General features: G+C 32.3%; 20 protein-coding genes. 10 read left to right on the forward strand and 10 right to left on the reverse strand.

Going from position 1 to position 25,260, the window contains the following annotated elements:
- Positions 1-2 precede the first annotated feature (2 nt).
- Entirely contained in the window at positions 3-2,450 is a 2,448-nt protein-coding gene (gene thrA / locus KW502_RS02700; protein ID WP_219038992.1) for a bifunctional aspartate kinase/homoserine dehydrogenase I, read from the reverse strand.
- 271 nt (positions 2,451-2,721) lie between these two features.
- Here thrA and KW502_RS02705 point away from each other — a divergent pair, with 271 nt between their 5' ends.
- Both KW502_RS02705 and hutH read left to right on the forward strand, forming a co-directional pair.
- Positions 2,722-4,227, forward strand: a complete 1,506-nt coding sequence (locus KW502_RS02705; protein ID WP_219038993.1) for an NAD(P)H-hydrate dehydratase — start codon at positions 2,722-2,724, stop codon at positions 4,225-4,227.
- Positions 4,228-4,309: 82 nt separating this feature from the next.
- Positions 4,310-5,824, forward strand: a complete 1,515-nt coding sequence (gene hutH, locus KW502_RS02710) for a histidine ammonia-lyase (RefSeq protein ID WP_219038994.1) — start codon at positions 4,310-4,312, stop codon at positions 5,822-5,824.
- A 111-nt stretch (positions 5,825-5,935) separates the two neighbouring features.
- Here the strand turns inward: hutH and KW502_RS02715 are convergent, their stop codons facing one another.
- Positions 5,936-8,497, reverse strand: a complete 2,562-nt coding sequence (locus KW502_RS02715) for an ATP-dependent Clp protease ATP-binding subunit (protein ID WP_219039095.1) — start codon at positions 8,495-8,497, stop codon at positions 5,936-5,938.
- 242 nt (positions 8,498-8,739) lie between these two features.
- Between KW502_RS02715 and gyrA the strand changes: the two genes are divergently transcribed.
- Both gyrA and KW502_RS02725 read left to right on the forward strand, forming a co-directional pair.
- Positions 8,740-11,292, forward strand: a complete 2,553-nt coding sequence (gyrA, locus tag KW502_RS02720) for a DNA gyrase subunit A (RefSeq protein ID WP_219038995.1) — start codon at positions 8,740-8,742, stop codon at positions 11,290-11,292.
- Positions 11,293-11,319: 27 nt separating this feature from the next.
- Positions 11,320-12,561, forward strand: coding sequence for a tetratricopeptide repeat protein (locus KW502_RS02725; protein ID WP_219038996.1), 1,242 nt, complete (start codon positions 11,320-11,322; stop codon positions 12,559-12,561).
- Between the two features lie 62 nt (positions 12,562-12,623).
- Here KW502_RS02725 and KW502_RS02730 read toward each other — a convergent pair whose 3' ends face one another.
- Positions 12,624-13,376, reverse strand: coding sequence for a C40 family peptidase (locus KW502_RS02730; RefSeq protein ID WP_219038997.1), 753 nt, complete (start codon positions 13,374-13,376; stop codon positions 12,624-12,626).
- A gap of 24 nt (positions 13,377-13,400) precedes the next feature.
- A complete protein-coding gene (locus KW502_RS02735; protein WP_219038998.1) occupies positions 13,401-14,579 on the reverse strand; it encodes an acetyl-CoA C-acyltransferase in 1,179 nt (392 codons plus the stop codon).
- 116 nt (positions 14,580-14,695) lie between these two features.
- On the opposite strand from KW502_RS02735, the gene KW502_RS02740 reads away from it, so the two are divergent.
- From KW502_RS02740 to KW502_RS02755, 4 genes are all read left to right on the forward strand, one after another.
- Positions 14,696-16,753 (forward strand): HD family phosphohydrolase, encoded by a 2,058-nt coding sequence (locus KW502_RS02740; RefSeq protein ID WP_219038999.1) that lies wholly within the window; start codon positions 14,696-14,698, stop codon positions 16,751-16,753.
- Between the two features lie 23 nt (positions 16,754-16,776).
- Entirely contained in the window at positions 16,777-17,652 is an 876-nt protein-coding gene (locus tag KW502_RS02745; protein ID WP_219039000.1) for a DUF72 domain-containing protein, read from the forward strand.
- Positions 17,649-18,071, forward strand: coding sequence for an NUDIX domain-containing protein (locus tag KW502_RS02750; protein ID WP_219039001.1), 423 nt, complete (start codon positions 17,649-17,651; stop codon positions 18,069-18,071). The genes KW502_RS02745 and KW502_RS02750 overlap by 4 nt, the downstream gene beginning before the upstream one ends.
- Positions 18,072-18,134: 63 nt before the next feature.
- Positions 18,135-18,530, forward strand: a complete 396-nt coding sequence (locus KW502_RS02755) for an acyl-CoA thioesterase (RefSeq protein ID WP_219039002.1) — start codon at positions 18,135-18,137, stop codon at positions 18,528-18,530.
- On the opposite strand, the gene KW502_RS02760 is transcribed toward KW502_RS02755, so the two are convergent.
- Positions 18,527-18,811, reverse strand: coding sequence for a DUF3817 domain-containing protein (locus KW502_RS02760; RefSeq protein ID WP_219039003.1), 285 nt, complete (start codon positions 18,809-18,811; stop codon positions 18,527-18,529). The two genes, KW502_RS02755 and KW502_RS02760, sit on opposite strands and share 4 nt — an antisense overlap.
- Positions 18,812-18,976: 165 nt before the next feature.
- Between KW502_RS02760 and galE the strand changes: the two genes are divergently transcribed.
- On the forward strand, positions 18,977-19,993 hold the full coding sequence (galE, locus tag KW502_RS02765; protein ID WP_219039004.1) for a UDP-glucose 4-epimerase GalE: 1,017 nt from the start codon (positions 18,977-18,979) through the stop codon (positions 19,991-19,993).
- 2 nt (positions 19,994-19,995) lie between these two features.
- On the opposite strand, the gene KW502_RS02770 is transcribed toward galE, so the two are convergent.
- From KW502_RS02770 to KW502_RS02780, 3 genes are all read right to left on the reverse strand, one after another.
- Complete coding sequence (locus tag KW502_RS02770; RefSeq protein WP_219039005.1) at positions 19,996-20,154, reverse strand: YqaE/Pmp3 family membrane protein; 159 nt, start codon at positions 20,152-20,154, stop codon at positions 19,996-19,998.
- Positions 20,155-20,240: 86 nt separating this feature from the next.
- Positions 20,241-20,858, reverse strand: a complete 618-nt coding sequence (locus KW502_RS02775; protein WP_219039006.1) for a M15 family metallopeptidase — start codon at positions 20,856-20,858, stop codon at positions 20,241-20,243.
- Positions 20,859-20,951: 93 nt separating this feature from the next.
- The gene (locus KW502_RS02780) at positions 20,952-21,320 is read right to left on the reverse strand and encodes a hypothetical protein (RefSeq protein ID WP_219039007.1); all 369 of its coding nucleotides are present in this window, start codon (positions 21,318-21,320) and stop codon (positions 20,952-20,954) included.
- A 261-nt stretch (positions 21,321-21,581) separates the two neighbouring features.
- On the opposite strand from KW502_RS02780, the gene KW502_RS02785 reads away from it, so the two are divergent.
- Complete coding sequence (locus tag KW502_RS02785) at positions 21,582-23,084, forward strand: DEAD/DEAH box helicase (protein ID WP_219039008.1); 1,503 nt, start codon at positions 21,582-21,584, stop codon at positions 23,082-23,084.
- Between the two features lie 66 nt (positions 23,085-23,150).
- Here KW502_RS02785 and KW502_RS02790 read toward each other — a convergent pair whose 3' ends face one another.
- Positions 23,151-23,771: a YqaA family protein gene (locus KW502_RS02790; RefSeq protein ID WP_219039009.1), complete on the reverse strand. Its 621-nt coding sequence runs from the start codon at positions 23,769-23,771 to the stop codon at positions 23,151-23,153.
- A 71-nt stretch (positions 23,772-23,842) separates the two neighbouring features.
- The gene (locus KW502_RS02795; RefSeq protein ID WP_219039010.1) at positions 23,843-25,123 is read right to left on the reverse strand and encodes a mechanosensitive ion channel family protein; all 1,281 of its coding nucleotides are present in this window, start codon (positions 25,121-25,123) and stop codon (positions 23,843-23,845) included.
- Between the last annotated feature and the right edge of the window lie 137 nt (positions 25,124-25,260).

Genomic DNA, 25,260 nt, shown 5'->3' on the forward strand with positions numbered 1-25,260 from the left:
GTTTAATAATTACCTATTCTTATAATATCTGCGAAAATACCCGATGCAGTTACTTCTGCGCCAGCGCCAGCGCCTTTTATAATTAACGGTTGGTCTACATATCTTTCGGTATAAAATAAAACGATGTTGTCTTTTCCGTCTAAATTATAAAATGGGTGTGCTGCAGGTATTTCTTCTAATCCTACGCTTGCTTTTCCGTTATCAAATTGTGCTACATATTTGAGTCGACTATTGTTTTGTTGAGCGCTTTCAAATAATTGATTAAAATGTGCTTTGTGAGTTTCTAAACTTTTAAAAAAATCTTCTGCGTTTTTAGTTTTCAAACATTCTTCGGGTAAAAAAGATTTATTTTGAATATGATCTAATTCGAGTTGATATCCACTTTCACGTGCGAGAATGAGTATTTTTCGCATGACATCAATTCCGCTTAAATCAATTTTAGGGTCTGGTTCTGTATAGCCTTCGGCTTGCGCTTGTTTTACAACGTTTACAAATTCGCGATCTTCGTCAAAATTATTGAATACAAAATTTAAGCTTCCGGAAAGTACGGCTTGGATTTTTGTGATTTTATCACCCGATGCAATTAGATTTTTAAGCGTATCAATAATGGGTAAACCTGCACCAACATTAGTTTCAAATAAAAACGGAGCGTTATAATCTCTTGATAATTGTTTTAATTCGGCGTAATTTTCATAAGCAGAAGAACTCGCAATTTTATTACAAGTAACTACCGAAATACTGTTTTTTAAATACTGAGCATAAGTGTCAGCAATAAGCTTGTTAGCGGTGTTATCTACGAAAATACTGTTGCGTAAATTTATTTTTTTAATCTTTTCAAAAAATAATTGCTTGTCTGCTTTTTCACCCTGACTTAAACTTTCTTCCCATTTTTGAAGAGAGATTCCGCCTTCTTGAAAATACATCTTTCTTGAGTTAGAAAGTGCAATTATGCGCACGTTTAGCTTTAAATTTTCTTTTAAAAATTTCTTTTGTTGCTGAATTTGATTTAAAAACTTAGCACCAACATTACCAACACCCATCACAAAAAGATTAAGTTGTTTTACGTTTTCTTCAAAAAAGCGTTCGTGTAAGGTATTTAATGCTTTTTTGACATCTTCTTTTTTAATGACTGCAGAAATATTTCGTTCTGAGGCTCCTTGTGCAATCACTCTAATATTCACATTGTTTTTTCCTAAAGCACTAAACATTTTTCCGCTTAAACCTTGATGGTTTTTCATATTATCTCCAACTAAAGCAATAATTGCTTGGTCATTTTCTACAAAAACCGGATGAATACGTTTTAAAGAAATCTCGTAAGCAAAAGATTGATCGAGCATTTCTTTGGCTTTAACAGCATCTTTACTGTCAACAGCTATGCAAATGCTATGTTCAGATGAAGCTTGGGTAATGAGTACAACGCTAATGTTATTGACAGAAAGCACTTCAAAAAAGCGTTTAGAAATACCAGGAATACCAACCATTCCTGGTCCCTCAAGTGAAAGCAAGGAAATATTTTCAATATGACTAATGCCGCGTACAGGTCGGTTTTTACCATTGGTGTTTTTGGTGATTACGGTTCCTTTTTCTTTTGGTAAAAAAGTATTTTTAATATGAATAGGAATTTCTTTTTCTAAAACAGGCTGAATGGTAGGCGGGTAAATTACTTTAGCTCCAAAATGCGAAAGTTCCATAGCTTCTTGGTAAGATATTTCTTCAATAGCAATGGCTTGTTTTACCAATTTAGGGTTAGCGGTAAACATTCCGCTTACGTCTGTCCAAATCTCTAATACTTCGGCATTTAAAGCGGCAGCAAGAATGGCCGCGGTGTAATCTGAACCACCACGCCCTAAAGTTGTAGAGTCTCCTGAAACCGAAGAGGCTACAAAACCAGGAAAAAGAGATACTTGATTTGCTTTTTCTTTTAACTGTTGGGTTAAATTTTGTTGAGTAAGCTCAAAGTCTACTAAAGCTTTTCCAAATTGTGTATTCGTTTTGATAAGTTGCCGACTGTCTTTGTAGCTACAAGATATTCCTTCCGCAGTAAAATAGCTATGAATAATTTTAGAAGAAAGTAATTCCCCATATCCTAAAACCTTATCTAATAATTTGGGAGTCGTTTCGCCTATTAAGAAAGCGCCATCTAATAAGGTTTCTAAGGTGTTTAATTCTTGTTTTAAAAAACTCATGACAGTGCTTTGTTGTTGAATAGGGATGAGTTTTTTAACGACTTCTAAGTGTTTTTTTTCAATTAAATTGAAGGTTTTCTGGTAAGTTTCTTGTTGTTGACTGGCTAAAAATGCTGAGTCTAATAATAAATCAGTAACCCCGCCAAGTGCCGAAACAACGACACATAATTTATGATGAGCAGCTTCTTGCTGAACTATATTTTTAACGAGTTGAATATTTTCTGTGTTCGCAACAGAAGTTCCTCCAAATTTGAGAACTTTCATATGTTTTATTTTAAATGAAATGAATAAAAGGATGGTTTTTGTAGATACAAACCAATATAACCTAAGACGATATGAATTATTTATACCCCAAACGGGGTAATGGTAGAAATAGCAATAATGCCAGAAATAGAAGTTCTGGTAAGTATTAAAGATATGTTATTGCTATAGGTCATCGAAGTGATTGTATCTCAAATGTATTATTTTTAAAAAGATTAAACAAGTAGTTTTAAATAATTGATATTTTAATAATTTTTTAAATATATTTTTAATAATGAAAATTTTTAACAAAGAAAAATTAAAAGAAACTGATGAATTCACAATAAAAGAACAAAATATTAAAAGTGATGAATTGATGGAGCGGGCTGCAATTCAACTTTTTGGTTGGTTAAAAACCCAATTACAGGAAAATCAGCCTAAAATCAATCTTTTTTGCGGAATAGGAAATAATGGAGGAGACGGTTTAGCTTTAGCGCGTTTATTATTGAATGATGGCTATGACGTAGAGGTTTATATTGTAAATTTTAGTGATAAACGCTCGGATGATTTTTTATTGAATTTAAAACGTTTAAAGGAAAATGATTTTTGGCCTGAGTTTATTAATTCAACCTCTGATTTACCCAAATTAAATACTGGCGAAATTGTGATTGATGCTATTTTCGGAATTGGACTAAATAGGCCTGCAGATGCTTGGGTGAAAGAATTGATTCAGCACATTAATAATTCCAAAAATTATGTGGTTTCGGTAGATGTGCCTTCAGGATTATACCTAGATCAATCACCTAAAGATAAAAAAGCTATTATAAAAGCAGATACTACAGTTACTTTTCAAGTGCCTAAATTGGTTTTTTTCTTACCTGAAACGGCTGAATTTGCAGGAAGAGTAGAAATAGCAGATATTGGTTTAGATCAAAATTTTATTTCAAAATCTAGTGCCGAAGCAATTTTAATTCAGCAACAAGAAGCAAAACGTTTTTATCAGCCTAGATCAAAGTTTTCGCACAAAGGTACTTTTGGGCATTGTATAATTGCTGGAGGAAGTTATGGAAAAATAGGAAGTGTTTTGTTAGCTACCAAAGCTGCGCTTAGAGTTGGAGCAGGTAAGGTAAGTGCTTTAATACCAAAATGTGGTTATAATATTTTGCAATTAGGTGCGCCAGAAGCAATGGTGATTACTACTGAAAATGAAAATTTTTTAGAAACTACTGAAATTGATTTTCAGCCAGAAAGTATTTGTTTTGGGATTGGAGCTGGCAATAAAAAGGCTACTAAAAATTACTTACAAGAACTTTTACAGCAGCGGAGCGCTCCTTTACTTATTGATGCTGATGGGATAAATATTCTTGCTGAACATAAAGATTTATTAAAACTTTTACCTGAAAAATCTATTCTCACACCACATCCGGGAGAGTTAAAAAGATTGTTGGGAGATTGGGAGGATGATTTTGATAAACTTCAAAAAGCCAAAAACTTTTCTTCAACCTATCAAGTTATTTTAGTCATTAAAGGTGCTTATACTATTACTATTGCAGAAAAACATATGTATGTAAATTCTACAGGAAACCCCGGAATGGCAACTGCAGGAAGCGGAGATACTTTATCAGGAATTATTGCTGGTTTGGTAGCACAAGGTTATGATTCTGCAATAGCCGCAGTTTTTGGAGTTTATCTACACGGAAAAGCAGGTGACTTGGCAGCTGAGAAAATAGGGTTTGAAGCTTTAATAGCCGAAGATATAATTCAGCATTTAGGAAAAGCATTTAAAAGTTTATTTAATTAATACTTAATACATCAAAAAAAGCTTGTATAATTTATAAGATATCTTCAATTTTGATGCAGAATATTAACAATTGTTTAAAGAGATGAGAGAAACCCATTATATAAGTCGAGATGTTTTAGATCTGCCTCAAATTCAGCAGATTTTGGAAGAACGTAAATTATTAGCTTTAAGTGATGAAGCAAAGGTGAATATAGATAAGGCTAGAAATTATCTCGATGAAAAAATGGATGCTTCACAACAACCTTTCTACGGAATTAATACAGGGTTTGGCTCGTTGTGCAATGTGAAAATCTCAAAAGAAAATTTGGTTCAACTTCAAGAAAACTTAGTAATCTCTCACGCTTGCGGAACAGGAGATCAAGTTAATCCGAAGATAATAAAATTAATGTTATTGTTGAAGATACAATCGTTAAGTTACGGTAATTCAGGTATTACGAAACAGGTGGTTCTAAGGTTGATCGATTTTTTTAATGAAGATATTTTACCCGTAGTTTATGAGCAAGGTTCTTTGGGAGCATCTGGAGATTTAAGTCCGTTAGCGCATCTTTCTTTGCCACTTTTAGGAAAAGGAGAGGTGTATGTAGATGGAAAAATTTATCCATCGGAAGAAATTCTAAAGCAAAAAGGTTGGGAGTCTTTACAGTTGCGTTCAAAAGAAGGGTTAGCTTTATTAAACGGAACGCAGTTTATGAGTGCTCACGCAGTATTTTCTTTAATGGAGGCTTATAAATTATCTTATTTAGCAGATGCTATTGGAGCGGTTTCTGTAGAAGGTTTTGATTGTAATCTTTCTCCGTTTGATCCTCTGGTTCATTATGTGCGACCTCATCGAGGGCAAGTAAAAACTGCTGAGCGCATGTTGGAGTTTTTAGAAGGAAGTGAAATTGCAGAAAAAGTAAAAGATAGTGTGCAAGATCCTTATTCATTTAGATGTATTCCGCAGGTTCATGGTGCTTCAAAAGATACGATTAGATTTGTACATCAAACGGTTAAAACTGAAATTAATAGCGTTACTGATAACCCTAACATTTTTGTAGAGGAAGATAGAATTATTTCTGGAGGAAATTTTCACGGTCAGCCTTTAGCTTTGGCAATGGATTATTTGGCCATCGCTTTAGCTGAATTGGCTAATATTTCTGAACGTAGAGTCTATCAATTAGTTTCAGGCTTACGTGGTTTGCCTATGTTTTTGGTGGATGATCCTGGTTTAAATAACGGATTTATGATTCCGCAATATACTGCAGCTAGTATTGTTAGTCAAAATAAACAATTATGTACGCCAGCAAGTGTAGATTCTATAGTTTCTTCTAACGGGCAAGAAGATCATGTGAGTATGGGCGCAAATGCAGCAACAAAATTAGTGAAAGTAGTAGAAAATTTACAATCTGTGTTAGCAATTGAGTTATTTAATGCCTCTCAGGCTTTGTATTACCGTGAGCCACTACAATCTTCAAGTTTTATTATGCAGTTAGTAAAGAGTTTTCGTGATGAGGTTCCTGTCGTTAAGCAAGATAAAATAATGGCTGTGGAAATTGCAAAAGCAAAACTTTATATCCATCAATTTGGGATAGATCACGAAATATTGTTTGCTAATTAATTCTTTCTTTCTGAATTAATATTTCATTTATTATTGATGGTAAAGAAAATACCATCATAAAAAACGCCCATATTTATTAAATATGGGCGTTTGTAATTTTAGATAAATTGATTAAGATTCTTCAGTTTTAGTTTTAGATTTTTTTACTTCAATCGTTAATTCTGATTTTTCTTTGTCTAAATCCATTAATACTTGATCACCTTCTTCAATTTTAGAGGTAATAATTTTTTCAGCTAAGGCATCTTCAACATATTTCTGAATAGCTCTTTTTAGCGGTCTTGCACCATATTGTTGATCAAAACCTTTGTCTGAAATAAAATCTTTAGCTTCGTCTGTTAATTCTAAATCGTAGCCTAAATCTTTTATTCTATTAAATAGTTTTTCTAATTCAATATCAATGATCTTATGAATATGTTTTCTTTCTAAAGAATTAAATATGACTACATCGTCGATTCTATTTAAAAATTCAGGAGCAAAAGCTTTTTTTAATGCATTTTCAATTACACCTCTCGTATTAGAGTCTGCCTGACTTTTTTGAGCTTGAGTTCCAAAACCAACTCCTTGCCCAAAATCTTTCAATTTTCGAGCTCCGATATTAGAAGTCATAATAATGATGGTATTTCTAAAATCTATTTTTCTACCTAAACTATCGGTTAAATAACCATCGTCAAGTACTTGAAGAAGCATATTAAATACATCTGGGTGTGCTTTTTCAACTTCATCTAATAAAATAACGGCATAAGGCTTACGTCTCACTTTTTCAGTTAACTGTCCGCCTTCTTCGTAACCAACGTATCCTGGAGGTGCTCCTACTAATCTTGAGATCGCAAATTTCTCCATGTATTCACTCATATCTATTCTTATGAGTGTATCTTCATTGTCAAACAGCTCTTTTGCTAAAATTTTAGCTAATTGAGTTTTACCGACTCCTGTTTGCCCTAAAAATATAAATGAACCAATGGGTTTGTTGGGATCTTTAAGCCCAGCTCGATTTCTTTGTATAGCTTTAACAACTTTATTTACCGCATCGTCTTGACCAATCACTTTACCTTTAATAAGCTCTGGTAATATGGCTAATTTATTGCTTTCTGTTTGTGCAATTCTGTTAACGGGTATTCCTGTCATCATAGAAACTACATCGGCAACGCTGTCTTCAGAAACGGTTTCTTTGTGTTGTTTAGAATCTTCTTCCCATCTTTCTTGAGCGATTTCTAATTCTTTTTCAAGATTCTTTTCGTCATCACGAAGTTTAGCGGCTTCTTCATATTTTTGTTTCTTAACTACAGAGTTTTTAGTTTCTCTAACTTCTTCTAGTTTTTTTTCTAAATCTAAAATTCGTTTAGGGACTTCTATATTCGTAATATGTACTCGAGAACCAGCTTCATCTAAAGCATCAATAGCTTTATCTGGTAAAAAACGATCTGTCATATAACGGTTAGTTAATTTTACACAAGCTTCGATAGCCTGAGGAGTGTAACTTACATTATGGTGACTTTCGTACTTGCCTTTAATATTGTTTAGAATTTCGATGGTTTCATCTACTGTGGTGGGCTCAATAATAACTTTTTGAAATCTTCTTTCTAAGGCGCCATCTTTTTCTATATGTTGTCTGTATTCGTCTAGAGTAGTGGCTCCAATACATTGTAATTCGCCTCGTGCTAGTGCTGGTTTAAACATGTTACTAGCATCTAAGCTACCGGTTGCACCGCCAGCGCCAACGATTGTATGAATTTCGTCTATAAAAAGAATAATATCATCATTCTTTTCAAGTTCATTCATCACCGCTTTCATGCGTTCTTCGAACTGGCCTCGATATTTGGTTCCTGCTACTAAGCTGGCAAGATCTAAGGTCACTACGCGTTTGTCAAAAAGTATTCTGCTAACTTTTCTTTTTACAATTCTTAAAGCTAAACCTTCGGCGATGGCACTTTTACCAACACCAGGTTCACCAATAAGTAGTGGGTTATTTTTCTTTCTTCTACTTAAAATTTGAGAAACTCGTTCTATTTCTTTTTCACGCCCCACTACAGGGTCTAATTTACCGTCGTCTGCCATGGCGGTAAGGTCTCTACCAAAATTATCTAAAACTGGAGTTTTAGATTTTTTGTTAGTTTTTGTACTACCGCTATTCCCGCTTCCTCCAAATGGATTGTTACGTGTGTCTCCAGATGCTGTATCATCATCAGGAAAAGATTCTGCGGTAGGACTTTCTGTATAATCGTTATCTTGTGTTATCATAGATTTAAATTCATCTTTCACGTTATCATAATCTACTTTTAACTTATTTAAAAGTTTTGTGGTTGGGTCATTCTCATTTCTAAGAATGCATAAAAGCAAATGAGCTGTATTGATTGATGAGCTCTGAAAAAGTTTCGCTTCTAAAAAAGTTGTTTTTAACGCACGTTCTGCTTGCCTAGTTAAATGAAGATTTTTCTTTTCATTAGATATAACTGCATTTTCGGGGTTAGCAGGACTTAGTATTTCTACTTTACGTCTTAAATGATTTAAGTCTATGTTTAGTGTATCTAGTATATCTATAGCTTTTCCGCTACCGTCTCTTAGTAAACCAAGAACAAGATGTTCTGTACCAATGAAGTCATGGCCTAAGCGTAAAGCTTCTTCCTTACTATAGGTAATTACATCTTTTACTCTTGGTGAAAAATTATCATCCATCTCTAAATCTCCTCTTATTATTAAACATTGTAATGTTTCCAAAAACTATGCCTGTTTGCAAGCACTAAGCTAATAGACAAAAATATCTGTTAAAATCAAAGTTTTTATAAACTTTCTTATTAACGGTGCGTTAATAAAATTTTGTTAATAAAATATACGTAAAGTTATTCATTAGGGGTTTAAATTACTGATAATTTCCGTAAATTGCCCGTTAGAAATATAATTTAACCAAAATTAGTTTTATGGCTGAAGGAGAGAAGTTAATTCCTATCAATATTGAAGATGAAATGAAGTCGGCCTATATCGATTATTCGATGTCGGTCATTGTGTCACGTGCGCTGCCAGATGTACGTGATGGTTTAAAACCAGTTCATAGAAGAGTATTATTTGGAATGTACGAATTAGGTGTACTTTCCAACCGAGCATATAAAAAATCAGCAAGAATTGTTGGTGAGGTTTTAGGTAAATATCACCCACACGGTGATACCTCTGTGTATGATGCTATGGTGCGTATGGCTCAAGAATGGAGCTTGCGTTATATGTTAGTAGATGGTCAAGGTAACTTTGGGTCTGTAGATGGCGATAGCCCTGCAGCCATGCGTTATACCGAGGCGAGAATGAGAAAGATAAGTGAAGATATGCTTGCCGATATTGATAAAGATACGGTAGACCATACCTTAAATTTTGATGATACCTTAAAAGAACCTTCAGTATTACCCACTAGAATTCCTGGTTTATTAGTTAATGGAGCCAGTGGTATTGCAGTAGGTATGGCTACTAATATGCCTCCGCACAATTTATCTGAAGTAATAGATGGTACTGTTGCTTACATTGAAAATAACGATATAGAAATTGATGAGTTAATACAACATATAAAAGCACCCGATTTTCCGACAGGAGGTATTATTTATGGTTATGATGGTGTTAGAGAAGCTTTTAAAACAGGTCGTGGACGTGTGGTTATGCGTGCAAAAGCGAGTGTGGAAGAAGTAAGAGGTAAAGAATGTATTGTTGTTACTGAAATTCCTTACCAAGTCAATAAAGCAGATATGATTAAGAAAACTGCAGATTTGGTAAACGATAAAAAAATTGAAGGTATTTCGTTAATCCGAGACGAATCAGATAGAAACGGTATGCGTATCGTTTATGTCTTAAAAAGAGATGCAATACCTAATATCGTTTTAAATACACTTTATAAGCATACCGCTTTACAATCATCTTTCAGTGTAAATAATATAGCCTTAGTAAAAGGGCGTCCAGAAATGTTGAATCTAAAAGATATGATTCAATATTTTGTAGAACATCGTCACGATGTAGTGGTAAGACGTACGAAGTTTGAATTAAAGAAAGCAGAAGATCGCGCTCATATTTTAGAAGGATTAATTATTGCTTCAGATCATATAGATGAAGTGATTGCATTAATTCGAGCATCAAGCAATACCGAAGAAGCAAGGCAAAAATTAATCGATCGTTTTGAGCTTAGTGAACTGCAAGCTAAAGCAATCGTAGAAATGCGATTAAGACAACTTACCGGTCTTGAGCAAGATAAATTACGTGTAGAATATGATGAGTTGATGGAGACCATTAAAGATCTAAAAGAAATTCTTGCCAGTGAAGAACGTAGAATGCAAATCATTAAAGATGAATTGCTAGAGGTAAAAGAAAAATATGGAGATGAACGTAGATCTACTATTAATTTTGCTGGTGGAGATCTAAGTATTGAAGATATGATTCCTGACGAACAGGTAGTAATTTCTATTTCTCACGCAGGTTATATTAAACGAACATCACTTTCAGAATATAAAAAACAAAATAGAGGAGGAGTTGGTTCTAAAGCCTCAACAACTAGAAATGAAGATTTCTTAGAATACCTTTTTGTAGGGACCAATCACCAATACATGATTTTCTTTACCCAAGAAGGTAAATGTTTCTGGATGAGAGTTTATGAAATTCCTGAAGGAAGTAAAACCTCTAAAGGTAGAGCTATTCAAAATTTAGTTAATATCGAGCCACAAGATAAAGTAAAAGCTTTTATCTGTACACAAGACTTAAAAGATGAAGAATACATCAATAGTCACTACGTTATTATGGCTACTCGAAAAGGTCAGGTTAAGAAAACTTCTTTAGAGCAATATTCTCGACCAAGAACAAATGGTATTAATGCAATTACTATTAAAGATGGTGATGAGTTAATTTCTGCTAAACTAACTACAGGAGAAAGCCAAGTAATGCTAGCCTTAAAATCTGGTAAAGCTATTCGTTTTGAAGAAGCTAAAACTAGACCTATGGGTAGAAATGCGAGTGGAGTAAGAGGTATAACTCTAGCCCATGATAAAGATGAAGTAGTAGGTATGATCGCTGTAGAAAAACCAGATGAAGAAACCGTACTTGTGGTTTCTGAAAACGGTTATGGTAAACGTACATATATCAACGATCCTGAAACTGGAGATGAAATTTATAGAATTACCAATAGAGGAGGAAAGGGGGTAAAAACAATTTCTGTAACTGAAAAAACAGGAGAGTTAGTAACCATTAAATCTGTGACTGATCAAGATGATTTAATGATTATTAATAAATCAGGAATTGCAATTCGTATCGCAGTTCAAGATCTTCGGGTAATGGGAAGAGCTACGCAGGGAGTTCGACTAATCAATCTAAAAGGTAATGATTCTATCGCTGCTGTTGCTAAGGTTATGAATGAAGATGAGGAGGAAGATGTAATTGTGAACATAGATGAAGACACTTCAACCAATGAAAATGGCATAGCTCTTGATAATAGTGGTGAAGAAGAATAAAATATTAAAAACCAAATCCAAAAAAAAATGAATTCAAAAATTTTAGCATTAGGCTTCCTATTAGCAGGTTCTACAGTTTTTGCGCAAAAAAAAGAAATTAGAAATGCAGAAAAAGCTATCGATAAAGGTAACTTCACAGAAGCTAAAAGCATTTTAACTTCTGTGGAAACTCAGGTAGCAGGTGAAAAAGATAGAATAAAAGAAGATTATTATATGGCTAAAGGAAAAGCTTATATGAGTAATCAACCAGAAAAGCAATCTGCAGCAGATTTAAAAATGGCAGGTGAAGCTTTTAAAATGGCTAAAGAATTTGGTAATGAAGATGCAGCTGCAAAATTAGCAGATGTAAAGAATGCCTTGGTAAATTCTGCTATAGCAGATCAAAATGCTGAAAAGTATAAAGAGTCTGCAAAAAAATTGTACACTTCTTATGAGTTAAATACTCAAGATACTATTCATTTGTATTATGCTGCCGCTAGTGCTACTAATGGAAAAGACTTTAAAACTGCATTAAAGTATTATGAGTCTTTAGCAAAAATGAATTATTCTGGAGCTGGTATTGAATATTATGCAATAAATAAAGAAACTGGCGAAAAAGAAAGATTTGCTAATGAAAAGCAAAGAGATCTTTATTTAAAATCAGGTAATTATGATGATCCATCTCAAGAGAAAATTCCTTCAAAAAAAGCAGAAATAACAAAGAATATAGCATTAATTTATATTCAAGAAGGTGAAACTGAAAAAGGTTTAAAAGCTATTGAAGCGGCGATAAAAGAAAATCCTGATGATACTTCTTTAATGTTAGCTCAAGCTGATATTTACTATAAAGCTGATCAAAAAGATAAATATGCAGAGATTGTAGAAAAAGTTCTTGAAAAAGATCCTAATAATGCCTCTTTATATTATAACTTAGGAGTTACAGCAACACAAATGGAAGCTCCTGAAAAAGCCGTAGCTTACTATAAGAAAGCTATTGAAGTAGATCCAAAAATGACTAGCGCTTATGTTAATTTAGCCTCATCTATACTTATGCAAGAGCAAGGTATGATTGATGAAATGAATAGCTTAGGAATGAGTAAGGCCGATACTAAACGTTATGATGAATTACAAAAAGAACGTTCTTCATTATACGAAAAAGCGGTACCTTATTTAGAAAAAGCAGTTGAGTTAGATGAAAATAATCAAGATGCAATTCAAACTTTAATTAATATTCATTCTCAATTAGGAAATGATGATAAGGTAGCTACCTATAAAGCTATGAAAAATTAAGTTTTAGAATTTTCATAAAATATAAAAAAAAAGCTCCGATCAATTCGGAGCTTTTTTTAATTCTAAATTACTTTTTTAATCACTCTCAAGTTATGTGAATATTGATTGGTATCCACATTGAATATTCCACTATGATCTATTCTATCTATTCTTACTTCGCCATGAGCGTGAATAATATAATTATCTTTCATGATAATTCCTACATGAATAATGTTTCCTTCTTCATTATCAAAAAATGCTAAATCTCCAGGTTCACTTTCTTCAATAAAACTTAAGGCTTCACCCTGTTTTGCTTGTTGAGATGCGTCTCTAAATAATCGATAGCCGTTTAAGCGATAAACCATTTGTGTAAAGCCACTACAATCTATCCCAAAAGGACTTTTGCCCCCCCATAGGTAAGGAGTGTTTAGATATAGGTAAGCCGTCTCTAGTAAGTGTGATTTTGGCTGTAAGCCAACTATTTTTTGACCTTCAAATTCTAAGTTTAAATTATTTAAAAAATTCAATTTCGATCCTAAAGAAATTGGGATAAGAGACTTTGTTTTCGTGTTAATAGCAAAATCTATTAAATCTATAGAAAGTTCTTCAGCAGAAGATTCTAATATAAGATAATCTTTTTTTTGTAGATCTAGGTATTGCTTGTTATCAATCCAACCTTCATAAGCATCAAATGCAATACGGATTTTGCTCCATTTTTTTCTTTTTTCTAAAACTTTAAAATGTTCTCCAAATAATAATTGAGAAACCATTTCACTGGTATCGGTAGGTTCTAACCGTACTGGTACAATATTAAGCTGACAAATTCCGTAATGCATTAATTTAATTTTTATGCAAAAATATCAATTTCTTTCAATTATCATCGCAGAAGCGCCACCACCTCCGTTACAAATTGCAGCTGCACCTAGTTTCGCGTTGTTTTGTTGGAGTACATTAAGTAATGTAATTAAGATTCTAACTCCCGAACAACCAAGTGGGTGGCCTAAAGAAACAGCACCGCCATTAACATTTACATTAGTGTCAGATAATCCTAAAATTTTCATATTTGCTAAGCCTACAACAGAAAAAGCTTCATTAAATTCGAAATAATCAATATCATCTATTGTAATTCCTGCTTTTGCAATTGCTTTTGGTAGTGCTTTTGAAGGTGCAGTTGTAAACCATTTGGGTTCTTGTGCCGCATCTGCATAACTTTTTATCGTCGCTAATGGAGTTAAATTTAATTCTAATGCTTTTTCTTTACACATAAGAATTACGGCACCTGCACCATCGTTAATGGTAGAAGCGTTGGCCGCTGTAACTGTACCGTCTTTAGAAAATGCAGCTCTTAATGAAGGAATTTTTTCAGTTTTAATATTTTTAAATTCTTCGTCTTGGTCTACAATTATTGGTTCTCCGCGACGTTGGGGTACTTCAACAGGAACTACTTCGTTGTTAAATTTTCCTGCCTCCCAAGCTTTTTTAGAACGCTCGTAAGATTTTAAGGCAAAATTATCTTGTTCTTCTCTTGAAAATCCATGCTCTTTTGCACATAAGTCTGCAGAGACTCCCATAGCATTATGATCGTAAGCATCTACTAAACCATCTTTTTGCATGCCATCTTCCATCGTTGCCGCACCAAATTTTTGCCCATTTCTCATATGAACGTAATGTGGTATTAAACTCATATTTTCCATACCGCCAGCAACCATAATATCAGCATCACCTAGTGCGATAGTCTGCGCAGCCTGCATAACCGCTTTTAAACCTGAAGAGCAAACTTTATTAATGGTAGTGCAAGGAACTGTATCGGGTATACCAGCGCCTAATGCGGCTTGTCTTGCAGGAGCTTGTCCAACTCCAGCCTGAACTACATTACCCATCAATACTTCTTGTACTAATTCTGGTTTTAAATTTATTTTATCTAAAGCTCCTTTGATGGCTACAGATCCTAATTTTGTAGCCGATATAGAAGATAAACTTCCTAAGAAACTTCCTATAGGTGTTCTTGCTGCACTTACAATAACTACTTCTTTATTCATAATTTCTTATTTTTTGTTTTTATTTGTTACGAATTTAATAATTTTAAGAAGAACAACCGACTGCTTTAGGGCTTAGCTTTTAACTTTTTACTACATTTGATTTTGAATAAAAATTTATGAGCAACTTCGTTAATAGCATTTATAAGAATCAGGCTTTAATTTATAAGGTTTTTCTTTATTTATTAACTACCGCCATCATTGTGTATTTATTTCCGAAGGGGAGTAAATTTAAATATGAATACTCTAAGGGGCAACCTTGGCAATACGAAAATTTATATGCGCCTTTTGATTTTGCTATTTTAAAATCTGAAGATGAAGTTTATAAAGAGAAAGAAGAAATTAAAAATAAGCATACTCCTTATTATAATTTTAATGAAAATATCCCTAAACAAGTCACCAATTCATTAGATGCTGAAATTAATTCAGTTTTTTCTGATAGTATAATTGATCGTGACGGAGTAAAGCTAGTTAAATTTACACGTAAAACTTTAGATGATTTATATAAAGATGGTTTATTGCAAGAGATAAAACCGCTTAAATCTAGTAGAATTGTTTACCTAAAGAAAGGGAATGAAGCGGAAGAAGTAGTTTACAGTAGTATTATCAAACAAGAAGGTTTAGGCTCTTATATACATAGTAAAATAGAAATTGCAGGATTACAAAATTATGAAAATCAATTAACAGAGCTTTTCTTTGATATTGTTCAACCCAATGTAAACCTGAATGAAGAGCTTACCCAAAAAGATTTGCAATCTCAGCTCAGTTCTATTTCTTATACTCGAGGAATTGTAAACCAAGGTTCTCGAATTATTGCTAGAGGAGAAGTGATTGACGGAAATAAATTAGGTATACTAAACTCTCTAAAAAAAGAATATGAATCTAAAGTTTGGTCAAGTTCCAGTTATTACGTAGTGGTGTTTGGATATGTACTATTGGTTTCTTTAGCATTACTCATGTTATTCTTATTTATTAAAAAGTATAGATCAGCAATTTTTGATAATAATACCAAAGTTACATTTATATTTTTCAATATACTTTTTGCTGTATTAATGACGGTTGGCGTCATGAAATTTAATGTAAAATACATTTATGTAGTTCCACTATGTATTTTACCCCTAACGCTTAAAGCTTTCTTTGACGCGCGTTTAGGGTTATTTGCACACGTTATTACCGTACTTATTTTAGGTTTTATCGTGCCCAATAGTTATGAGTACATGTTTTTGCAAATAATTGGCGGGATTGTTACTATTTTAACGGTATCAGAACTTTATAAGAGAGCAAATTTATTTGTAAGTGTAGGTCAAATTACAGGAGTTTATATTTTCGCCTATTTCTCATTTACCATTATTCAAGAAGGTGATTTGAGTGAAATTAACTATGAAAATTTTATAATATTCTTAATAGCAGGTTTTGCAACACTTTTTGTACAGCCTTTAATTTACGCTTATGAAAAACTATTTTCTTTAGTTTCAGATATGTCACTATTAGAGTTGTCTGATACTAACTCGAAGTTACTAAAAGAACTCTCTAATAAAGCACCAGGTACGTTTCACCATAGTTTAAATGTAGCTAATTTAGCCGAAGCAGCTGCTAATGAAATTGGAGCTAACTCTATGTTAGTTCGTGTAGGTGCTTTATATCACGATGTAGGTAAAATGTCTAATCCTACATTCTTTACCGAAAACCAGACCACATCTGTTAACCCTCATGATGAGTTAGAGCCTAAAGAAAGTGCTAGAATTATCATTAATCACGTTGTTTACGGAATAGAAATTGCTAAAAAGCACAACTTACCCGATCGCTTAATAGATTTTATTAGAACCCACCACGGGACAAGTTTGGTGTTTTATTTCTATAAAAAAGAAAAAACACGTCTAGAAGGTACAGATGAAAAAGTAAATTTAGAAGACTTTAAATATCCAGGACCAGAGCCTTTTAGTAAAGAAACTGCTATCTTAATGATGAGTGATAGTGTAGAGGCGGCAAGTAAAAGTTTAAAAGAACCAACGGCAACATTAATCGATAATTTTGTAGAGAAGATTATCGATAAACAAATGGAAGATGGTCAGTTTTTAAATGCAGATATTACATTTAAAGAAATTCAAACCATTAAGAAAGTTTTAAAACGAAAACTGAAAAATATTTATCACCTTCGAATAGAATACCCAGAATAAATCTTCAGTTAAAACTTGTACTTATGAAATTTGGAAAAGTAGACCATCCAGAAAACATAGATTTCACCCTACCAGAAGATCACCCGCAAACCAAAGAAGTGTTGCGAAAATTCGATTCAGAATCTTTTAGCCAAGTTAGTGTAGGTTGTGCTAAATGGAATAAAAAAGATTTAAAAAACTTTTATCCAAGAGGAACAAAAGAAGAATTAACATATTACGCCACCCAATTTAATAGTATTGAATTAAATGCTACGTTTTATAGAATGTGGACTATTGAGCAATTTCAAAATTGGAAAGAAAAGACTGGGGCAGATTTTAAATTTTTTCCTAAAGTTCCAAGGTTAATTAGTCACATTAAACGTTTGGCAAACGCAGAAGATTTAGTGACAGATTATACTGCTAATTTACTAGGGTTAGAACAAAAGCTAGGAATGGTATTTTTACAAATGCCAGAAAATTTTCATCCAAAATGGATAGATCGTTTGCCCGAATTTTTTAAAATGTGGCCAAAAGAAATTCCATTAGCTTTTGAAGTTCGTCATCAAGATTGGCATCATGATAGCGCGGTAAGTGATGAATTAAATGCAATCTTAAAACAATATAATATTACCAATGTAATTACAGATAGTGCAGGTAGAAGAGATTTGTTGCATATGCGTTTAACTAGCGATACCGCTTTTATACGTTATAATGGCGCTAATCATGAATCTGATTATACTCGTTTAGATGATTGGGTAGATAGAATCGAGCAGTGGCATCAATTAGGATTAAAAAATCTCTATTTCTTTGTACATCAAAATTTAGAAGAAGCCTCTCCATTGCTATCAGCTCATTTTATAGAGCAACTAAACCATCGCTTTAATTTATCTATTACAATACCACAAACCCTAAACAAATGAGACAAGACCTTGCAGTTACCGTTGATGCTGTAATATTTTTAGAAGAAAACAATGCGTTATACTTATTAGTCATCAAAAGAAAAAATCAACCTTTTCAAGGACATTGGGCTTTACCTGGAGGATTTTTAGAAGAAGATGAATTATTACAAACGGGTTGCCTACGTGAATTAGAAGAAGAAACAGGTTTACAACTTCAGCAATTAGAAAAAGTGGGTATATATGATGCCATTAATCGTGATCCAAGAGGCAGAACATTATCGGTTGCATTTACTGCAAAACTACAAGAACGTAAACAAATATGTGCAAATGATGATGCCGATGAGGCTAAATGGATATTATTAAAAGATATTGAAGAAATGGCTTTTGATCATCATCAAATTATTCAAGATGCAATAAAGAAATTACAAATAGCCTTATAGTTTTTATAAATTTGTAATAGCGTAGAATTACATTAATAACCACTAATTTTGTCAAAAAATACTATGAGATTTCACACTAGAAAATGGGTAAAACCAGAAGACTTAAACCCCAACGGAACATTATTTGGAGGAAGACTTTTAGAATGGATTGATGAAGAAGCAGCCTTGTATTCTATTATTCAACTTGAAAATCAAAAAACTGTCACTAAATATATGAGTGAAATTGATTTTCAAAGTTCTGCAAAACAAGGAGATATTGTAGAAATAGGAATAGAGGTATTAAAGTTTGGTACAGCTTCATTAACCTTAAAATGTGAAGTAAGAAATAAAATGACACGTAAACCCATCATTAAAGTTGAAAAAATTGTGATGGTAAGTTTAGATGAAGAAGGAAAAGCCAAACCCCACGGTAAAACTAAAGTAGAGTTTGTAAAAGATCGATTAGGAGAAGAAAATTAAGACGGTAAATATTTTCTTTCAGCATAAAAAGGTCCTAAAGGCAATACTGAACATACCATAACAATAGCTAAAGTTTTTAAAGACCAATTTAATTTTTCATACATATAATATGAAGCTATCAAATATAAAATAAAAAGAACACCGTGCGCCATGCCAACAGTTTCGACCATTTGCGGGTAACCCCAAATATATTTTAAAGGCATAGCCACCAATAATAAAAGCAAAAATGAAATTGCTTCTAAAATACTTATTATTTTAAAGGCTTTTATTTGATAATCCATTAGAGTTTTTTTTACAAAAATAAAATATTCAATTAGAATTGCTTTATTATTTAGAATTATTTTAAGTAGTTAAGTCTACTTTATTTATTTCTAAAAGTTATATTTTAAAAAAGGATTTAATTACCTTTCACCAAGCGTTTAATTTATTATAAAAAAATGAAAACAATGAAAATATTAGTGACTGGCGGATTAGGCTTTATAGGCTCTCATACCGTAGTAGCTTTGCTAAACAAAGGTTATGAAGTTATTATTATAGATAATCTTTCTAACTCTAATATTTCTGTTTTAGAGGGAATTACAAAAATCACCAATAAATCTCCAGAATTTCTAAAATTTGATTTAAAAGATAAAAATCGTGTTAGTGACTTTTTCGATGAATGTCAAGATATCGAAGGGGTTATTCATTTTGCAGCCTCTAAAGCTGTAGGAGAAAGTGTAGAAAAACCTTTACTTTATTATGAAAATAATATTAATACCTTAGTTTTATTATTACAAGAAATGCGTAGAAGAGAATTATCTAATTTTATTTTTAGCTCTTCTTGTACGGTTTACGGTCAAGCTGATGAATTACCAATTAGTGAAGATGCACCAGTAAAAAAAGCAGAATCTCCTTACGGAAATACTAAAAAAATCGGGGAAGACATTATTAATGATTTTGCTAAGACTAATGCTAGTTTTAAAGCCATAGCATTAAGGTATTTTAACCCTATAGGAGCGCACCCTACGGCAGAAATTGGAGAATTACCAATAGGGACTCCACAAAATTTAATTCCATATATTACACAAACTGGCACTGGTATAAGAAAAGAATTGTCAGTTTATGGTAGTGATTATCCTACAGAAGATGGTACTTGTATTAGAGATTACATTCATGTGATGGATTTGGCAGAGGCACACGTGGTCGCTTTGGAACGACTTGTGAATAATAAGAACAAATCTAATTACGAAGTTTTTAATTTAGGTACAGGTAAAGGAAACTCTGTTTTGGATGTTATCACAACATTCGAAAAAGTTACTCAACAAAAATTACCTTATAAATTAGTAGATAGAAGGGAAGGCGACATCGTTGAAGCTTATGCAGAAACTACCAAAGCAAATTCAGATTTAGGCTGGAAAGCCAGATTTAATCTTGAAGATGCTTTGAGAAGTGCCTGGAAATGGCAGCAAAAACAGCCAAAATAATTTTATTTCTTACTTGTTACATAGAAGGCATGAATTACCCCTGGTAACCAGAATATTAAAGTTAAAATTAAGTTGATTATAAAATCTTTACCAATCCCTTTGTTTAAGAAAACTCCTACAGGTGGTAAAATAATATTGAAAATTATTGTAAGTAACGACATAGTTTAAGTTTTTTTCAAATCTAAACTGTGTCAAGCTTTTAATAATAATTATATAGAAAAGTATAACAAGTATTTAACTAATAGTGTTAAGGACAAGAAAATTCGATATCATAGACAGGGTAACTATAAGCCTTTCCAAAATCATAGTGCCACCATTCTGTTCTAATAATATGAAAACCAAATTTCTCTAAAACTTCCCTTAATAACTTTCTGTTGGTTAAAACATCTTTAGGTAATTTGTAATTATCTTGATGGGCTTCTTTACCAAAAAAATCATACGATGTACCCATGTTTATTTCTTTTTCAGTTTCTAAATTGACTAAGGTTAGGTCTACGGCGGCACCTCGATTGTGCACCGACTTTTTAGTATAGGGGTTTGCTACGTAACGAGGATTGGGGTAGATCTCCCACATCTTTTTTTGGGCACTCAATGGCCTGTAACAGTCAAAAATTTTAATTTGGTATCCTAAATCGCAAAAATAATTATTAGCTTTAGCTAGAGCTTCTGCAGCCTCAGGCAATAACAAGCATTTTGCACAATCATAAATAGGTTGGTTGAGAAAATTATTTGAGGTGGCGTATCTAATATCGTAACTAAAGCTATCATCGTAAGTTTTTAAATTAACAAATTGCGGTAGTTTCTTGTTAGCTTGAGATGTACTTAAAAGTGGAATTAATATTATAAAAAGAATAATGTTCCTCATCACGTTAAATTAATTAGTGCGTATTACTTAAAATATAAAAAGCCTTCTCTGCGAAAGAAGGCTTTTGTGTATAATCGTTAAATAAAATAGGTTTTAATATTCGTAGTTTTGAAGTGCTTCATTGTATTCACGTATCTCTTCAATATTCATTTCATTTTCAGAATTTTTAATAAGATTAATAAGATACATTAAGCTTTCATCAGCACTAAACTCTTGTTTTTTAAATTCTTCTTCTTCGCCTTCAATAGGGTCATCTTCAGGAATAGGAATATCAAAAGTATAAGTTTCTTCTAAATGTTCGTGTGTTAAACGTAAAGCCTTAGCAACAACCGGAAGTTTTTCTTCTACGGCATAAGGGCGAAGTTGCTTTAAATCTTCAAGTAATGTATTAGTAATAATACCAGCGTGATCTAAATCTTCTAAGATTTTCTTGATTAGTTTTTGAGCTTTAGGATTATTCAAAATAGATTGTTTTAAGGTTAACGGGCTACAAAAATAAATTTTTAAAACTTCCTTTCTTTATAAAATCTGAAAAATATAGATATTTTTTTTCTTACGCTTATCGCTAGCGTTTTTACTTTAAAATTCAATCGCATAAGCGTTTGACAGTAAGGGAACTAAAATTAAATTAAGATTTTACCTCTAAATATTTCAATAAACCTTTAAAACTGATTAATTTTGCAGGGTTTATTTTAATAATTTTAAGTTTAGGAGATTCGATTTATGGCTGAAAAAGTGGCAGAAAAGAAATTATACGACTATCAGGAAGCAGATTTGCAAAAGATATTTTCTTATATCAATGACGATGCACCAGATAATTTCAATTTACTGTACCAACTTCCTACAGGAGGAGGAAAAACAGTAGTTTTTTCTGAAATAGTTAGAAGGTATATTAAACAAACCAATAAAAAAGTAGTTATTCTTACTCACCGTATAGAACTTTGTAAGCAGACCTCAAAAATGCTGAAAGGTTTTAATGTTAATAATAAAATTATTAATAGTAAGGTGAAAGAATTACCAGATCAAGATGAATATCAATGCTTTGTTGCGATGGTAGAAACCTTGAACAATAGATTGAGCGATGAAAAATTAGAAGTCTCTGATGTTGGTTTGGTGATTATAGATGAAGCTCACTATAACTCGTTCACTAAACTTTTTAAATATTTTGAAAATTCATTTATATTAGGAGTTACAGCGACACCGCTAAGTTCAAATATAAAACTACCTATGAAAGATAATTACCAAGAACTAATTGTTGGTAATTCTATTCCTTCTTTAATAGAAAAGGGGTTTTTGGCGCGTGCAAACACCTATAGTTATGATGTTGGTTTAACCTCTCTACAAGTAGGAATTAATGGTGATTATACCGTAAAATCTTCTGAAGATTTATATACTAATTTTTCTATGCAAGAAAAGTTAGTACAGGCTTATGAAGAACGCTGCAAAGGAAAAAAAACACTAATCTTTAATAATGGTATTAATACTTCTTGGTATGTATACCAAACTTTTAAAGATGCTGGTTATGAGGTTAGACATTTAGATAATACCCATAGCAAAAAAGAACGTAAAGATATTTTAAGGTGGTTTAAAGAAAAGCCAGATGCAATACTAACATCTGTAAGTATTTTAACGACCGGTTTTGATGAACCTACCGTAGAAAATATTATTCTTAATAGAGCTACAAAATCACTTACACTGTATTACCAAATGATTGGCCGTGGTTCTCGTAAATTACCAGGTAAAGATGTATTTAGCGTTATAGATTTGGGGAATAATGCAGCTAGATTTGGACTTTGGGATGCTCCTGTAGATTGGCAGCAAATTTTTAAAAATCCAGATTATTTCTTAGAGAATATCACCTCAGATGAAGATATTGAACGCGAGTTTAAATATACCATGCCAGAAGAAGTGCGAGAGATGTTTAAAAATTCTGATCAAATTGAATTTGATATCAAAGAAGCCTATGAGTCTGCAGTAAATAATGGCGAGAAATCTAAAAAAGTACTTGAAGAATCTATAGCTCAACATGCGCAAATGTGTGCAGAAAATAGTGAAGATATCTTTGATGCTAGAATTCTTGCTCGTGAACTTGCAGGTGATATTCGTGACCGCGTAAAACGTTATTCACGCTGTATTATTAATAACACTAAAAACTATAGAGACTGGTTGTTTGAAGATTATAACCGTAAACTAAGATCTAAACTCAACGAAATGTTTCAAGATTAATTATATATTATTGAATAGAAAAGCCCGATTTTACATAAAATCGGGCTTTTTTTGGTATAAATTATTTTAACTGAGGGCTTCAAAAATTGCCACACCGTATAAGAAAAATCTTAAGAAACGTAACAAACCGAATAATAGATAACTTCCGAAAGGAAATTTTATAATACCGGCAGCCATACTAGATATTGAAAAAGGAACTGGTAATAAGGCGCCAACTACAATTAAAAAACCGCCCCATTTGCGCATATTTTTAATATGCTTAGCCATTTTAACTTCTAAATATACAAACACAGAAGGGATACTGGCAATACCTCTTCCCATAAAATAAGAAAGAATTCCTCCCATATAAGATAACGTAGCAATAGCTGCTAAATACCATTCTGGATGTGCAGATTTTCCTGCCCAAGCAATAAAAATTTCAGGAGGAATTAGTCCTAAAATAGATTCTGAAGCAAAAAATACAGATAAAACACCAATAGGCGGAAAATTATCTGTAATGTAAATTAAAATATCATTAATATCGATGACAAAAAAATGTACACATACTAAAGCAGCAATAAATATTAAAATAGGGATTGCAGCTTTAAGTAAACTTTTTCCTACAAAACTATAAAACCCAGTATATGAGTAATATTGGTGTAGTAATTTCCATCTAGGTTTTCTATTGGTTGGGCGGTTGTTCTTCATAGTAATGGCGTAAAAATAATAGGTAATTTAACAGCATACAATATTTAAATGGTAAGAATAAGTTAATATAATTAGGCTTTAAACATTGGGTTGTTTTTATTGAATTCTCTTATATCAAATCCGGTTGGTAATTCATATAGATCTAAATTAAAATAAGGGGTAGCTGCTAATAAATGATCAAAAATATCTGCAATAATATGTTCGTAATTTTGCCACACTTTATCTTTGCTAAATGCGTAGATCTCTAGTGGTATTCCTTGAGGGGTGGGATCTAATTGTCGCGTCATAATCAACATATCTTTATTAATTGCAGAATGTTGATTAAGATAAGCATCTACGTATTTTCGAAAAATCCCAAAATTTGTCATATTTCTTCCATTTAAGAGAATATCTTTATTAACCTTGTGGTCTTTATTATAGTTATTAATATCAGTTTGGCGATTTTCTAAATAATCGGTGATAAGTTGTATTTTTTTAAACTCTTCAAATTCTTCATCGCTAATATAATGAATACTAGTAGCTTGAATAAGTAGCGCTCTTTTAATTCTTCTTCCGCCAGAAACACTCATACCTCGCCAGTTTTTAAAAGAATCTGATATTAAATAATAGGTAGGTATTGTAGTGATGGTATTATCAAAATTTCTAACCTTTACAGAAGCAAGATTAATTTCGATCACATCACCATCAGCACCATATTTCTCCATCGTAATCCAGTCTCCAATTCTTACAGTGTCATTTACAGTAACCTGAATACTCGCTACAAAACCTAATATAGTGTCTTTGAAGATTAATAAAATAATAGCTGAAACCGCTCCCAATGCGGTTAGAAATTCTACGATAGATTTTCCAGTTAAAATAGTAAAGACTACAATAAAGCCGATACTCCAAGAAAATATTAAAAAAACTTGAAGGTAACTTTCAATAGGTTTATCTTTAAAATTAGCTAAATTATTTAAAAAGTCTTTCACCGTTAACAGCACACTTCTAATTAACCAGATCACTAAAAAAACGGTTACAATATCTAGAAATGTATCGACTTCATTTTTTATACCAGGATACCCCCATAAAACTGAAGGAATAATCATCTTTATTATGAAAACGGAAAGTAAATGACAAAAATTTAAAAATACTTTATTGTGAAAAAGATGATCATCAAACTCAGTTATGGTTTTACGTATAACCATCCCGAGTACTCGCTTAAAAATGTTACGTAAAATTCTATTAAAAAAGTAGGTGGCAGTAAGTAATATGGTCGTGTTTACAACTACGTTTGTTAAATTAGCTAAGTCTTTTCCCCAACCAAGATCAACCAAGAAATCATAAAAATAATGCGTAACTTTATGTAATTCCATTTATTATTTCAAATTTTTCGCAAAAGTACGTTCGATATTTTGCATCAGCAAGAACTATGGTGTTTACCTTTATAAACTATTCTTAAAGAAACTTAAAAATTGACTAGTTTGAATACCTTTGCCAAATAATTCTAAAC

Origin of the sequence: Mesonia aestuariivivens (genome assembly GCF_019311235.1) — a bacterium.
In the GTDB taxonomy this organism is placed as follows: Bacteria; Bacteroidota; Bacteroidia; order Flavobacteriales; family Flavobacteriaceae; genus Mesonia; species Mesonia aestuariivivens.

Excerpts from the sequence above, each read along its gene's own strand:
- KW502_RS02755 (WP_219039002.1), top strand. The coding sequence starts at position 18,135 with ATGAGATTTCACACTAGAAAATGGGTAAAACCAGAAGACTTAAACCCC.
- KW502_RS02750 (WP_219039001.1), top strand. The coding sequence starts at position 17,649 with ATGAGACAAGACCTTGCAGTTACCGTTGATGCTGTAATATTTTTAGAA.
- KW502_RS02725 (WP_219038996.1), top strand. The coding sequence starts at position 11,320 with ATGAATTCAAAAATTTTAGCATTAGGCTTCCTATTAGCAGGTTCTACA.
- KW502_RS02730 (WP_219038997.1), bottom strand. The coding sequence starts at position 13,376 with ATGCATTACGGAATTTGTCAGCTTAATATTGTACCAGTACGGTTAGAA.
- KW502_RS02745 (WP_219039000.1), top strand. The coding sequence starts at position 16,777 with ATGAAATTTGGAAAAGTAGACCATCCAGAAAACATAGATTTCACCCTA.
- galE (WP_219039004.1), top strand. The coding sequence starts at position 18,977 with ATGAAAATATTAGTGACTGGCGGATTAGGCTTTATAGGCTCTCATACC.
- KW502_RS02705 (WP_219038993.1), top strand. The coding sequence starts at position 2,722 with ATGAAAATTTTTAACAAAGAAAAATTAAAAGAAACTGATGAATTCACA.
- KW502_RS02715 (WP_219039095.1), bottom strand. The coding sequence starts at position 8,497 with ATGGATGATAATTTTTCACCAAGAGTAAAAGATGTAATTACCTATAGT.
- KW502_RS02795 (WP_219039010.1), bottom strand. The coding sequence starts at position 25,123 with ATGGAATTACATAAAGTTACGCATTATTTTTATGATTTCTTGGTTGAT.
- KW502_RS02785 (WP_219039008.1), top strand. The coding sequence starts at position 21,582 with ATGGCTGAAAAAGTGGCAGAAAAGAAATTATACGACTATCAGGAAGCA.
- KW502_RS02735 (WP_219038998.1), bottom strand. The coding sequence starts at position 14,579 with ATGAATAAAGAAGTAGTTATTGTAAGTGCAGCAAGAACACCTATAGGA.
- KW502_RS02760 (WP_219039003.1), bottom strand. The coding sequence starts at position 18,811 with ATGGATTATCAAATAAAAGCCTTTAAAATAATAAGTATTTTAGAAGCA.
- gyrA (WP_219038995.1), top strand. The coding sequence starts at position 8,740 with ATGGCTGAAGGAGAGAAGTTAATTCCTATCAATATTGAAGATGAAATG.
- thrA (WP_219038992.1), bottom strand. The coding sequence starts at position 2,450 with ATGAAAGTTCTCAAATTTGGAGGAACTTCTGTTGCGAACACAGAAAAT.
- KW502_RS02775 (WP_219039006.1), bottom strand. The coding sequence starts at position 20,858 with ATGAGGAACATTATTCTTTTTATAATATTAATTCCACTTTTAAGTACA.
- KW502_RS02790 (WP_219039009.1), bottom strand. The coding sequence starts at position 23,771 with ATGAAGAACAACCGCCCAACCAATAGAAAACCTAGATGGAAATTACTA.
- KW502_RS02740 (WP_219038999.1), top strand. The coding sequence starts at position 14,696 with ATGAGCAACTTCGTTAATAGCATTTATAAGAATCAGGCTTTAATTTAT.
- KW502_RS02770 (WP_219039005.1), bottom strand. The coding sequence starts at position 20,154 with ATGTCGTTACTTACAATAATTTTCAATATTATTTTACCACCTGTAGGA.
- hutH (WP_219038994.1), top strand. The coding sequence starts at position 4,310 with ATGAGAGAAACCCATTATATAAGTCGAGATGTTTTAGATCTGCCTCAA.